The sequence below is a fragment of the Ruminococcus sp. 8Y-12 genome, from assembly GCF_058119865.1.
In genome coordinates this window covers 4,825,592-4,838,330 of the sequence record NZ_CM176623.1, presented here as the reverse complement: position 1 = coordinate 4,838,330, position 12,739 = coordinate 4,825,592, and the positions used below count along the sequence as shown (strand labels likewise).

The window sequence follows — 12,739 nt, the reverse complement described above, 5'->3', positions numbered from 1 at the left end:
CCTATCACCGAAGGTGATTTTTACTGTATTTTTACATGTAACTGTGAAGGTACTGAACAGTTTCAGGGTAAGGAAAAAAGACAGAGAAATACCTGGGGGTGGCAAATTTCAGGGATGAAGAAACAAAAATCCTGTGGTATGATAGAAATGTCAGCTTTTAGGGTACCCTGAAGCCGTACTTCCAATTCAACATGATAAGTGAGGCTTATATACACCCCTATAGTAGATTGAGACCTAAACAAGGAGGTACCACTGTGGAAAGTAAATCAATTCAAGAAATTATAATGGCCCAGAGGGCGTATTTTGCGAAAGGACATACACTGGACGTAGAATTCAGGAAAAGGCAGCTGATTAAACTGCGCCAGAGCGTCAAGAAATACGAGGAGGAAATCCTGGAGGCGCTGAAAAGGGATCTGAATAAGCCGCGGTTTGAGGCATACGGGACAGAGATCGGATTGGTGCTGGATGAGGCCAAGTTTGCCCTGAGGCATTTAAAAAGCTGGGCAAAACCCAAACGGGTTCCCACCTCTGTCATTAATTTCCCGTCAATTAGCAGGATTTATCCGGAGCCCTACGGCGTGACGTTGATCATGTCCCCCTGGAACTATCCGGTACTCTTGACACTGGACCCGCTGGTGGGAGCAATCTCTGCGGGAAACTGTGCGGTGGTGAAGCCATCCAATTATTCCCCCCATGTATCGGCCGTACTAAAGAAAATGCTGGGTGAGATTTATTCCCCCGAGTATGTGGCTGTGGTGGAGGGAGGAAGAGAAGAAAACAAGTCCCTGCTGGAGCAGAAGTTTGATCTGATCTTTTTTACCGGCAGCGTCAGCGTGGGAAAAATGGTCATGGAGTCCGCATCCAAAAATCTGACTCCGGTTTGTCTGGAGCTGGGGGGAAAGAGCCCATGCATCGTGGACGGTACGGCGGATATTGCTCTGGCAGCCAAGAGGATCGTCTGGGGAAAATATTTAAATGCAGGACAGACATGTGTAGCTCCTGACTACCTCTATGTTCAGGAGGAGGTGAAGGATGAGCTTTTGGAAAGGATGAAGCATTATATAAAGAGATTTTATGGGGAGGATGCGCAGTGCTCGGAAAACTTTCCAAGAATCGTGAATCAAAAGCATTTTGAGCGTCTTGCAGGCCTCTTGGAAAACGGCGAGGTGGTGTGCGGAGGAGTGTTTGACAGAGAGCGTCTTCAAATCGCACCCTCCATTCTGGATGGAGTGACCTGGAGCAGCCCTGTCATGCAGGAGGAAATATTCGGGCCAATTCTGCCTGTGCTGACCTTCCGGGATCTGAGGCAGGCAGTGGAGGAGATTAAGGAGAGACCCAAGCCTCTGGCCGGATACCTGTTTACCGGGAGCAGGGAAAACGAACGTTATCTGCTGCAGCATCTCTCCTTTGGGGGAGGCTGCGTCAACGATACAGTGATGCATCTGGTCAGCTCCCACATGCCCTTTGGGGGAGTGGGAAACAGTGGTATGGGCGGTTATCACGGGAAGGATAGCTTTTTGGCCTTTAGCCACAGAAAGAGCGTTCTCAAGAAAGCCAGATGGCTGGATATGCCCATGCGGTATGCACCGTATAAGGATCTGTACTACCGGGTGATGAAGGGATTATTAAAGTAAGGAGGCTGAATGATATCTTTTGAAGCGTTTGAGCAGATGGTGGCTGACATTACAGAGACACTGCCGGAGGAATTCTTTCGGGAGCTGAGCGGAGGTGTGATGGTAAAGGAGGAGCGGAAGCTCCATCCCCAGAGTGTGGGCGCGGAGCTGAACATAATGGGTGAATACCGCAGACATCCACATCTGGGAAGGTTTGTAGTGATCTATTACGGTTCCTTTGCTGCGGTCTACGGGTACGAAGGGCCAGAAGAATTGAGAGAGCGGGTCCGAAAGACCATCCTTCACGAGTTCAGACACCATCTGGAATCTCTGGCCGGGGAGAGGGGTCTGGAGGTGGAGGATGCCATCCGGCTGGCAGACTACCGAAAAAGAAGACAGGAAAAGCAGGAATAGAAGAAAAAATGCTTGACGAATCTTTAACAGAGTAATAAAATAGCAGTTAGCGGACGAATATGTTTGTGAGGCGCACAAATGTATTCCATGAAAAGACAACCGAATGAGGAGGATAATTATGACAGCTTACAAGGATAGGAGCAGGGAGGAACTGCTTGAGGAAAAGAAAGCGCTGGCAGAGAAATTCGATGAAATTAAGGCAAAAGGCCTGAAACTGGATATGTCAAGAGGAAAACCCTCCGCTGCGCAGCTGGATCTGGCTATGGGTATGATGGACGTTTTGAACAGCAGCTCTGACCTGAAATGCGAGGAGGGCGTGGACTGCAGGAATTATGGGGTCCTGGACGGAATCAGAGAGGCAAAGGAACTGCTGGCGGATATGACAGAGGTGGCCCAGGACAATATCATAATCTACGGCAATTCCAGCTTAAATATTATGTATGATACTGTTTCCCGCTCCATGACGCACGGTGTTATGGGAAGCACTCCCTGGTGTAAACTGGATAAAGTTAAATTCCTCTGTCCTGTACCGGGATACGACAGGCATTTTGCCATCACAGAGCATTTTGGCATTGAGATGGTTAACATTCCAATGAACGCGGATGGCCCGGATATGGATCTGGTGGAAGAGTATGTGAACAATGATCCCACGGTGAAAGGTATCTGGTGCGTACCCAAGTATTCCAATCCTCAGGGAAGCACTTACTCTGATGAGACTGTGCGCAGATTCGCACGTCTGAATCCCGCGGCTGAAGACTTCCGCATATACTGGGACAATGCATACGGAATCCATCATCTATACGATGACAAACAAGATAACCTGGTGGAGATTTTGATGGAATGTAAAAAAGAAGGCCATCCCGATATGGTGTTCAAATTCTGCTCTACCTCAAAGGTGAGTTTTCCAGGTTCCGGTGTGGCGGCCATCGGGGCTTCCAAGGCCAATCTGGAGTTTATCAAGAAACAGATGTCTTTGCAGACCATTGGCCACGACAAGTTAAACCAGCTGCGCCATGTAAGGTTTTTCAAAGACATTCACGGAATGGTTCAGCACATGAGAAAGCACGCTGATATCCTGAGACCCAAATTTGAGGCAGTGCTCACAGGACTGAGAAACGAACTGGGTGGTCTGGAGATTGGAAGCTGGATCGAGCCCAGAGGCGGCTACTTCATCTCCTTTGACGCCCTGCCCGGCTGTGCCAAGGCGATTGTGGCGAAAGCCAAGGAGGCTGGTGTGGTGATGACCCCTGCCGGAGCTACATTCCCCTACGGAAAAGATCCACAGGACAGCAACATCCGTATTGCTCCTACCTTCCCAACCCCAGAGGAGCTGGCCCTTGCTACGGACATCTTCGTGCTCAGCGTGAAGCTGGTAAGCATTGACAAGATTCTCGAATCCAAGTCAACAACCCCACTGCAATAAAGAGTAAGGCTGTGTCCCCAGGGCATAGCCTTACTCTTTTCATAGGAATACGAACCATACTTAAATTTCCTTATAAAGAGGGAGAGCCGGAGCAAATGCTCCGGCAGGTAAATGAAAAAGATATATCTATGAGAAAAAGCTGTTAAGCTTTATCTGATTAATAATATAACCTGTAATTGTGAAAATCCAGTGAAGAAGATTTGAAAGAATTGTGAAAGGTGGACTTAATATATCCTTAAGCTTTGTGAAAAATATTTGAATTTACATTCTGTTTATTTACATTTTAACGATACGTGTTAAAATGTGTAGTGTAGGGTAAAGTATAAATTAATGTAACTATTCAACAGGTCTGCGCATTAACTGCGCTGACCGTGAGAAAAGGATACAGGAGTGCAAAAATACCATCACCAAAGGTGATTTTAAATGGATTTTTGCATATAACTGTGAAGGGTATTGAACAGTTACAAAATAAGACAACAAAGGATAAGGGTATGAAGAAAAACACAAAGATTATATTAAGTATTTTTACTATTTTTGTATTATTGATGATTGTAATTTATCTGGGAGTGTGCGTGTACTTCAACAACCGCTTTTTCCCGGGGTCCGTGATCAATGGCATTGATGCTTCCGCCAAGACGGTGGAGGAGGTGGAGAAGCTCATTGCAAACGATGTACAGGATTATACCATCGAGATTATTGAGAAGGATGGTAAAAAGGAGTCCATCGATGGGGCACTGATGAATTTTGAGTATGTGTCGGATGGCGCGGTTCAGGACTTGAAGGATGAACAGAATTCCTTCCTGTGGCTCAGCGCTTATTTCAATCCCCAGACCTACACCATGACAGCACAAACTACCTATGATACGAAGCTTTTGAGAGAGGCGATGCTTAAGCTGGATGCCTTCGACGAGGCAAAGGTGGTGGAGCCTAAGGATGCCTATATCAAGGAGACTTCCCAGGGATTTGAGCTGATGCCTGAGGTGGAGGGAAATCAGTTGGATGAGGAGAAGGCCTTTACACTGATCAAAGAGGCAGTGGACTCCGGAAAGACGGAGGTCAGTCTGGTGGAGGGAGAGTGTTATCAGAAGCCTGCTGCCACGTCTAAAAATCAGAAGCTGCGCAAAAAAGTTAAAAAGTTAAATAAATATTTCAATCTGGTCGTTACATATAATATAGGTGACAGGCAGGAGATTCTGGATTACAGTACCATCAAGGACTGGATGACCATGGATGAGGAGCTGAATGTTACCTTCAACTGGAATATGGTGGCAGACTGGATGACAGCCCTCTCAAAGAAATATGATACCTTTGGAAACGATATGGAGTTTACCACCTCCCTGGGCGAGGTGGTGACTGTAAATCACGAGACTTATGGGTGGAAGATCGATGAGGCCACAGAGGTGGATGAGCTGTTGAAGATTCTGGAGAGCGGGGAATCCACGGAGCGCACCCCTGTGTATCTGGAGTCCGCCAGGGCATACGGCGCAGATGGGAATGACATCGGTGACACCTATGTGGAGATCGATTATACAAACCAGAGAATGTGGTTCTACAAAGACGGGCAGCTGCTGGTGGATACGCCCGTTGTAACCGGAAATTCCAGCAAAAAATGGGATTCCCCGGAGGGTATTTTCTGTATCTACAATAAGGAAGAGGAGGCCATTCTGAAAGGGGAGGATTATAAGACCCCGGTAGACTTCTGGCTGCCCTTCAGCGGCGGTGTTGGAATCCATGATGCAAAGTGGCGTCCCCTGTTTGGGGGAACCCTCTATAAGAATGATGGCTCCCACGGATGTATCAATACACCCTGGGATCAGGCAAAGATCATCTATGAGAACATTGAGGTGGGTGATCCAGTGATCTGTTACAGCGCTTCTGAGAATCAGGGAAAGGATGCAGTGCCGGTATCGCAGCCTGCGGAGACCAGAGTGGTCGATGATGACGAGGAAGATGAGGCAGAATAGTAAAAGACAATTTTTAGGAGGACAGTTATGAATATTGTAGTGTTGGCAGGCGGGATCAGCACGGAGAGAGAGATCTCCATTGTATCCGGAACAAAGGTGTGCGAAGCGCTGCGGGAAAAGGGACACCGGGCGATTTTGCTGGATGTCTACTTTGGAAAAGAAGGCCAGAATCCGGAGGAGGCGTTTGCTAATCCCTACGACGTGAAGAAAGAGGCAGACTATATCCGCGGCTTTGACAGCTGCGTGGAGGCGTCTGTGGCAGCCGGGAAGCCGTTTTTCGGGCCTCAGGTGCTTGCCCTGTGTCAGGCGGCAGACATTGTGTTTATGGCCCTGCATGGGGAAAACGGAGAGAATGGAAAGGTGCAGGCAGCATTCGACCTGATGGGAATCCGGTATACGGGCAGCGGCTATCTGGGCAGTGCCCTGGCCATGGATAAGGGGCTGTCCAAGCAGCTTTTTGAGAAAAATCAGGTCCCGGCCCCAGCCGGGGTGACTGTGGACATCCAGGATCAGAGAAAGACGGCCAGGGAGTTTGGGGTTGGCCTGCCCTGTGTGGTCAAGACCTGCTGCGGGGGTTCCAGTGTCGGGGTTTACATCACGGAGACGGAGGAACAGTTCCAAAAGGCTCTGGATGAGGCATTCTCCTACGAGCCGGAAGTGGTAGTGGAAGCTTATATAAAGGGCAGGGAGTTCTCTGTGGGCGTGGTGGGGGGAGAGGCCTATCCGATCATCGAAATCGCGCCCCTGGAGGGTTTTTACGACTATAAAAATAAGTACCAGCCTGGAAGCACCATTGAGACCTGTCCGGCAAAGCTTACGCCGGAACAGACAAGGCGGATGCAGGACTATGCGGTGAAGGCATATGAGGCGCTGCGGCTGGAAAGTTACGCGAGAATTGATTTTCTCATGGATGATGGGGGAGACATGTACTGCCTGGAGGCAAACACACTTCCCGGTATGACTCCCACCAGCCTGCTTCCCCAGGAGGCAGCCGCTCTGGGCATGAGCTTTGCAGATTTGTGCGAGAGGCTGATAGAAGTTTCCATGAAGAAACAGGTAAATAACAGGCAAGGTGTCTGAAGACAGGATGGAGATTGAGATGAAAAATATGTCCCTGAGCCGGATCGCAGAAGCCTGCGGCGGTGTGTATTATGGAGATAAGGCGCTGGCGGACCGGGAGGCAGCCAGCATAACAACGGACAGCAGACAGGCAGCAGAGGGCTGTCTGTTTGTGGCTGTAAAGGGGGAGAGGGCGGACGGCCATGATTTTATCCCTGCAGTGTTTAGACAGGGTGCTTTAGGCGTGCTCTCAGAAAAGATCCTGGAGGAACCAGGGGGCCCATACATACTGGTAGATTCCTCCCTTCAGGCGGTGAAGAGGATCGCAGAGTACTATCGCAGACAGCTGGATGTCAAGGTGGTGGGGATTACGGGAAGCGTGGGAAAGACCAGCACCAAGGAGGTGGTGGCCTCCGTGCTCTCGGAAAAGTATAATGTACTGAAGACACTTGGGAACTTTAATAATGAGCTGGGGCTTCCTCTGACCATTTTCCGGCTGCGACAGGAGCATCAGGTAGCAGTCCTGGAGATGGGAATCAGCGATTTTGGAGAAATGCACAGGCTGAGCAAAATTGCCCGGCCGGATATCTGTGTAATCACAAATATTGGGCAGTGCCATCTGGAGTTTCTAAAGGACCGGGACGGCATCCTCAGGGCAAAATCAGAGATTTTTGATTACATGAGCGAGGACGGGGCCATTGTTTTAAATGGAGATGATGATAAATTGGCCGCCATTCAGGAAGTGCGGGGGATACGCCCGGTGTTCTTTGGTGTGGAGAGCGACAGTGCAGTCTATGCGGACCATATAGAGCCAAAGGGAATGAAGGGAATCGCCTGTGAGATTCATGTGGGAGATCAGAGCATTCCTGTCTTGATTCCTATACCGGGATATCATATGGTGCTCAATGCGCTTGCAGCCGCAGCCGTGGGGACGAAACTGGGGCTCTCTTTGGGACAGATCAGAGACGGAATCGAAAAGCTGGAGTCCCTGAGCGGAAGATTTCACATCATTGAGAAAGGCAGGATGGTTATCATTGATGACTGCTATAATGCAAACCCGGTGTCCATGAAAGCATCTCTGGATGTGCTAAAGGACGCGCAGCACAGAAAGGTGGCCATCCTTGGAGATATGTTCGAGCTGGGGGAAAACGCGGCGGAGCTTCACGCCAGCGTAGGCGCTCACGCGGCAGGAAATCAGATAGATCTCCTGATCTGTGTGGGTGAGATCAGCCGTCATATGGCACAGGCGGCCTTTGAGACAGGCGGATGCCAGGAGGTTCTTCAGGTACCCACCCTGGAAGCGCTTTTGGAGGTGCTTCCGAAGCTTGTACAGGAGGACGATACCATACTGGTGAAGGCCTCCCATGGAATGCACTTTGAAAAGGTGGTGGAGAGGCTGGAGGAGCTGTAGATGAAATAGGAACTGTCCAGACAGAGAGGAGAAGGCGGCTGCCTTCTCCTCTCTTATTCACATTTCTTGAGGCTGTGTTTCCTTTTCCAGAATCATATCAATCAGCAGGTTTCCAAACACTTGGGAGCCTGTCTGATTCAGATGGGAGGCATCTTTGAAATACTCATTTGGGAAATCCACGGGACGGTCCTGGTAGTTTGTAAAATCATATAAATCCACCTCATAGGCCCTTGCGATATTTGCGTAATAATCATGCATACCCTGAGAATCGCCGGCGCGTTCCAGAAAGGAGTCCGTCACAGGAGGAATGATCAGGTTTAAATCCACCCCCTTTTTCTCACACAGGTTTATGATTTTGACTAAGTAGTCCAGATTTTCTTGTGAGATGTTCTCCGGATCCCAGACATTATACTCCTTGTTTTCTTCAGTGGTGCGTTTCCCGGAGAAAATCCGGTCAGAAGCCAGATACCCCTTGTACATATAGCGGTTTCCGTCTGATTCAGGTGGTGTGGTCTCATAGGCTGGATCCAGTTTTTCCTTCAGATTTGTTTTTACTGTGTTCAGGTCTAGATACTTATTGACCCTAGTGCTGTAAAACAGTTCATTTACTCTGCGGTTATTGCTGGTCTCATCCACAATGCACCGGAGCCTGCCGCGCAGGGTAATCAGCCTGTCGTAGGCGCCCAGTTTTCCGGAGTCATTCTCTTCCTTCAGAAGACTTGAGAAGGAGATTCCCAGATAGACAGTCTTCACAGGGTTGATGTCCAATGCCTCCCGTATCAGAAAATACGTACTGGACATGGGCTGAGCGCCGGTTCCCATATTAAAGCTGTTTGTGCCAAGTCTCTTGTCAAAGAGAGCCGGGTCAAAGGCGTAGTACACATGTGAGGTGCCGCAGAACAGGGTATCCACCCCGCCCTTTTGTTCACGGTATTCCCGGTTGGCATAAATACTGTATTTATCATAAGGCTGATAGAGAAACTGCACAGCACTCTCCAAAAGAAAGACAAAGCATAAGACTGCCGCCGCTCTGGGCAGAATTTTTTTAATACTGTGCATATGCAAACCCTCCTACCATTGAAATTTCAAAAGCCCCCATAATCAAGATGGAGCCCAACAGCAGAAAGTAGCAAAACCAGCGTACAGCCAGGGGACGCCTGGCTAGGGATTCCCTGATGGGCGTATGCTCCTGGATCAGGCTGACCAGAAAAAAGATCACAAGGCCAAAGCTGATAAACTTCAGGTGCTCCTGCTTCAGTCCAGGAAAAAATGCATCATAGGATAACGAAAGGCGAAAATCCGTAAAAAGTTTCCGGATCACCACCAGGGTACCGTAGGTATCCGGGGGGCCTGGAAATACCTTCAGGAAGCACACCAGAAGAAAGGTGCGCAGGATACAGAAAAGCTTCCAGAATGGATTGCTGTCACGGATATGCAGCAGATTTTTGGCCCGATTGAACCAGGGCTCCATCCACATAGCTCCGATGATGACCGCTCCGTTGGCAACACCCCAGAGAATATAACGCCAGCTGGAATCGTGCCAAAGCCCGGTGGAAAACCAAACGATAAACAGGGCGAATACGGAAGGAAAGAGCTTTCCGATCCGCACACCAAAATGGCGCTTTCCCAATTTACCAAACTTCACAGCCCACTTGGAGATGGACAGGGGATAAAAGAGGTAATCCCGAAACCAGGAGCTTAAAGTAATATGCCACCGTCTCCAGTATTCCGCCAGGGAGCAGGAAAAGAAGGGACGGCGGAAATTCTCAGCCAGCCGTATTCCCAGAATCTCAGAGGCGCCGGAGACAATGTCCATGTAACCCGAGAAATCGGCATAAATCTGCACGGACAGATACACACAGCCCAGAAACAGAGTCATGCCTCCGTACTGGCTGTAATTGCCGAAGATTTCATCCGCAACAGGCTTCAGGCGGTCCGCAATGACACTCTTCTTAAAAAATCCCCAGAGCATTCTTTGGCATCCCATTGACAGGTTTGCGTAGGAGAATGAGTGGGGGGCAAAAAGCTGGGGAGCCAGGTCAGAAAAGCGTCCGATAGGCCCCTGGGTCATCTGGGGAAAGAAAATAATGAACAGTGAGGATTTAAAAAAGTTTTGTTCAGGTCTGCACTTTCCCTTATATACGTCCAGCACATACCCCATGCTCTGAAGTGTATAGTAGGAGATGCCCAGAGGGGCGGCCAGTCCCAGGCGGTTTACACCCAAAATGCCGAAGATTCCCAACACGGAGTTGAGATTTCCAATGAGGAAATCGCAGTATTTTGTAAGGATTAGAATCCCAATATTTAGAACCAGAACCCCTATCAGGATTTTCTTTTTTTGGAATTTTGTGCGTGCCTTCTGCGCCTTTTTATCCTGGAGGGAGAGCCCCTCCCCGCACATGGCAAAGTGTTTTGCAAGTTCCAGATCCAGGCTTTCCATCCAGCGCACAGCCGCATAGGTGCTGACACAGGTGATGAGGACATAGGCAAACACAGTAGTTCCCGCCAGGGCGTAAAAGGCGCAGCTGGCCACCAACAGACAGATCCACTGGTACTTTGGGCGAATAATGTAATAGATCACGGTAAGGAAGGCCAAAAACACCAGAAATGATACACAGTTTACCGTCATAAGAGCTATACCTCAGCCTGCAGCCTCTGAATCATGGCCATTATAGCCTCTGCGGAATTAAAATTGTCCGGATCTATGTCATCAAATGATATTTCAATAGAAAAGGCCTCATTCAAATCTCCGATCAGAGAGACAATGTCAAAAGAGTCCAAAACAGCCTCATCAATCAGATGGCTGTGGGATCTAAAATCCACCTCCGGATGCAGCTCGTTCAGAATTTCCAGTAATTGTTCCATTTCTATAGTCCTCCTTTTTATACTCATTCAGTGTAATTTCGTAACCATCACGCAGAATGCAGATGGCACTGTCTGTAAAAAATAGATCATTTCCGGAACTTCCGGTCTTTTGAATCTTATATTTTTTCCAGGAAAAATACTCCCCTCGAATAAAAATCCTGGGGGGCTTCACTACCTGAAGCCCCGCATAGTCCAGAGCGCGAAGGAAAGCACTGATCTTGCGGCCGTTCCAACTGAGATTTAACACGCCGTTTGACGGCATTTCCCAGGAATAGTGCAGTTTCCGAAGCGGAGACAGGAGCTGGGGCATGGCTTTGGCCTGCCCGTTCAGAAGTGAAACGATGATTTCCTGAAATCCTTCAAAGGCCAGCTGGATCTGTCTGTGGAATACGTGGAAGGAGGTCGTCTCCTCTGTGATGAGAAAGGATTTTTGTACCAAAATGCTGCCGCCGTCCACCTCGGGAGTCATGTAATGCCAGGTGATGCCGGTCTCCTTATCCTCCTCGAAGATCGCCCACATCTCCGCATTCCGCCCGGGATGCCGGGGCAGCAGAGACTGATGGCAATTGATGGCCGTAAGGCCGGGACGCGCCAGCAGGTCTGCCGGAATAATGCGGGGGTTGATTGCGCTGATCAAAAGCGTATTTCCGGTAAGGCTTTTGATCTCTCTGTAAATCTCCTCAGGGCTTGTCTGACGGCAGGGGATACCGAAGTGTGCGGACTGGCGGCAGAGCATACCGGATGGGATCGTGTTCATATCACAGAGAACACAGGGCACCCCCATATATTTTATATGTACAGCGCAGTCCAGCGCCAGACGTCCGGTGCCCAGAATCAAAATATGTTCGTAAATCATAAAATCTCCCCTCACTGTTTAATCCGATTCCGGAAACGCTGTTCCACTTCTGGTTCTACCTGGGAAAACTGCTCCCTGTCTTCATCCAGCACAGACCTGGCCTCAGCCATTGTCATCTTCCCCTCCCTGACGAGAACCGCCAGTTCCCCGGTGCGTATGGGATACCCGTGCTTTTCCAGACTCATCTTTTCCGCCATGGCATGTGCCCAGCAGTCCGCGTGCTTAATGCCGTGTGCAGGGCGCTTCCAGCCAATGGCCTGCTCCAGAAAGGCCATGGTCTCCTCCTCGCTGATCTCATGGTAAGCGAAATAGGAGAGGGATTCTGCCTGGACCTGGGGAAGCATGTCAATGCAGCTATACCCATCCAGCTTTTCGATCAGTCGTCCAAACATCTGATACTCAAACTCCTTTAAGCTGTGGGAAATTTCAAAGGGCTCGATGCCCTTTTCGCGATCCGCAGTCTGCAGAATCTGTCCCTTCGTCCTGCCGTTTACGATCAGAGGGATTTGGTTCCAGGAGGCGATTAGATGGCTGTAATAATGCATGAAGTGGAAACAGACGCTGCAGAAATTATGCATCAGACGGACACATTTTGTGTAGAACTGACGCAGTTGTGTCTCATTCATGGCAATCCGAATGTGATCCACATCCAGCTTCGACAGGGCGTTTTCAATATTTTCGCGCCCATAGTCAGTGGAAAATCCGTTGTCAAAGGTAAAGGCCAGAACCCGCATTCCGTAGCGGTGTTTCAACTGGTAAATGATATAGGTGCTGTCTTTTCCTCCGCTCAGACCTACTAGGCAGTCATAGGGCGCTCCCCGCTCTTTGGCTGTCTGTTTAGCGATATCGATCCTCTTCTGGAACTGCTGCTCCAAGGCTTCCATATCAGTCAGCTCACTTTTGTGTTTGCTGTAAAAGTTGCAGTAATTGCAGACTCCTTTTTCATCAATCTGGATTCCCTGATAGATGTCCGGCAGGCCGCATTTGATACAGTGTGTCATACTTTCCTCCGTGAAGTCATAAAATTGTAAAACTATTTTACAATTTCGTAATATACTATACGGATGTGATAGAAATATGTGAATTAATGTCTTTTTACAGGCAAATAAAAAATCCCGGAGCCGGGATTTTCTA

11 protein-coding genes are annotated in these 12,739 nt (G+C 49.0%); 6 read left to right on the top strand and 5 right to left on the bottom strand.

The window, feature by feature from the left end:
• The first annotated feature begins 254 nt into the window (after nt 1-254).
• The 6 genes from AC0THY_RS19675 to AC0THY_RS19650 all read left to right on the top strand — a co-directional run bounded on the left by AC0THY_RS19675 (nt 255) and on the right by AC0THY_RS19650 (nt 7,884).
• Nucleotides 255-1,634 carry an aldehyde dehydrogenase gene (locus AC0THY_RS19675; protein WP_489992281.1) on the top strand — a complete coding sequence of 460 codons (1,380 nt, stop codon included), beginning with the start codon at nt 255-257 and terminating at the stop codon, nt 1,632-1,634.
• Nucleotides 1,635-1,643: 9 nt separating this feature from the next.
• Nucleotides 1,644-2,027 (top strand): metallopeptidase family protein, encoded by a 384-nt coding sequence (locus tag AC0THY_RS19670; protein ID WP_489992280.1) that lies wholly within the window; start codon nt 1,644-1,646, stop codon nt 2,025-2,027.
• Nucleotides 2,028-2,145: 118 nt separating this feature from the next.
• Entirely contained in the window at nt 2,146-3,450 is a 1,305-nt protein-coding gene (locus AC0THY_RS19665; protein WP_489992279.1) for an aspartate aminotransferase type Ic, read from the top strand.
• A gap of 491 nt (nt 3,451-3,941) precedes the next feature.
• Nucleotides 3,942-5,414, top strand: a complete 1,473-nt coding sequence (locus AC0THY_RS19660; protein ID WP_489992278.1) for a L,D-transpeptidase family protein — start codon at nt 3,942-3,944, stop codon at nt 5,412-5,414.
• A gap of 27 nt (nt 5,415-5,441) precedes the next feature.
• Nucleotides 5,442-6,494 (top strand): D-alanine--D-alanine ligase family protein, encoded by a 1,053-nt coding sequence (locus AC0THY_RS19655; RefSeq protein WP_489992277.1) that lies wholly within the window; start codon nt 5,442-5,444, stop codon nt 6,492-6,494.
• A 19-nt stretch (nt 6,495-6,513) separates the two neighbouring features.
• A complete protein-coding gene (locus tag AC0THY_RS19650; RefSeq protein ID WP_489992276.1) occupies nt 6,514-7,884 on the top strand; it encodes a UDP-N-acetylmuramoyl-tripeptide--D-alanyl-D-alanine ligase in 1,371 nt (456 codons plus the stop codon).
• Between the two features lie 57 nt (nt 7,885-7,941).
• On the opposite strand, the gene AC0THY_RS19645 is transcribed toward AC0THY_RS19650, so the two are convergent.
• Genes AC0THY_RS19645 through AC0THY_RS19625 form a run of 5 tightly spaced genes read right to left on the bottom strand, consistent with a single transcriptional unit; the run spans nt 7,942 to nt 12,606 of the window.
• Nucleotides 7,942-8,943 (bottom strand): SGNH/GDSL hydrolase family protein, encoded by a 1,002-nt coding sequence (locus AC0THY_RS19645; RefSeq protein WP_489992275.1) that lies wholly within the window; start codon nt 8,941-8,943, stop codon nt 7,942-7,944.
• Nucleotides 8,930-10,513 (bottom strand): MBOAT family O-acyltransferase, encoded by a 1,584-nt coding sequence (locus tag AC0THY_RS19640; protein WP_489992274.1) that lies wholly within the window; start codon nt 10,511-10,513, stop codon nt 8,930-8,932. Before AC0THY_RS19640 ends, AC0THY_RS19645 begins: the two co-directional genes overlap by 14 nt.
• A gap of 5 nt (nt 10,514-10,518) precedes the next feature.
• On the bottom strand, nt 10,519-10,749 hold the full coding sequence (locus AC0THY_RS19635) for a phosphopantetheine-binding protein (RefSeq protein WP_489992273.1): 231 nt from the start codon (nt 10,747-10,749) through the stop codon (nt 10,519-10,521).
• A complete protein-coding gene (locus AC0THY_RS19630; RefSeq protein ID WP_489992272.1) occupies nt 10,697-11,605 on the bottom strand; it encodes a formyl transferase in 909 nt (302 codons plus the stop codon). Before AC0THY_RS19630 ends, AC0THY_RS19635 begins: the two co-directional genes overlap by 53 nt.
• An 11-nt stretch (nt 11,606-11,616) precedes the next feature.
• Nucleotides 11,617-12,606 (bottom strand): adenine nucleotide alpha hydrolase family protein, encoded by a 990-nt coding sequence (locus AC0THY_RS19625; protein WP_489992271.1) that lies wholly within the window; start codon nt 12,604-12,606, stop codon nt 11,617-11,619.
• Nucleotides 12,607-12,739: the final 133 nt, after the last annotated feature.

Bases quoted from the DNA above. Each gene is read 5' to 3' on its own strand.
- AC0THY_RS19670 (WP_489992280.1), top strand. From the start codon at position 1,644: ATGATATCTTTTGAAGCGTTTGAGCAGATGGTGGCTGACATTACAGAG.
- AC0THY_RS19665 (WP_489992279.1), top strand. From the start codon at position 2,146: ATGACAGCTTACAAGGATAGGAGCAGGGAGGAACTGCTTGAGGAAAAG.
- AC0THY_RS19660 (WP_489992278.1), top strand. From the start codon at position 3,942: ATGAAGAAAAACACAAAGATTATATTAAGTATTTTTACTATTTTTGTA.
- AC0THY_RS19655 (WP_489992277.1), top strand. From the start codon at position 5,442: ATGAATATTGTAGTGTTGGCAGGCGGGATCAGCACGGAGAGAGAGATC.
- AC0THY_RS19650 (WP_489992276.1), top strand. From the start codon at position 6,514: ATGAAAAATATGTCCCTGAGCCGGATCGCAGAAGCCTGCGGCGGTGTG.
- AC0THY_RS19645 (WP_489992275.1), bottom strand. From the start codon at position 8,943: ATGCACAGTATTAAAAAAATTCTGCCCAGAGCGGCGGCAGTCTTATGC.
- AC0THY_RS19640 (WP_489992274.1), bottom strand. From the start codon at position 10,513: ATGACGGTAAACTGTGTATCATTTCTGGTGTTTTTGGCCTTCCTTACC.
- AC0THY_RS19635 (WP_489992273.1), bottom strand. From the start codon at position 10,749: ATGGAACAATTACTGGAAATTCTGAACGAGCTGCATCCGGAGGTGGAT.
- AC0THY_RS19630 (WP_489992272.1), bottom strand. From the start codon at position 11,605: ATGATTTACGAACATATTTTGATTCTGGGCACCGGACGTCTGGCGCTG.
- AC0THY_RS19625 (WP_489992271.1), bottom strand. From the start codon at position 12,606: ATGACACACTGTATCAAATGCGGCCTGCCGGACATCTATCAGGGAATC.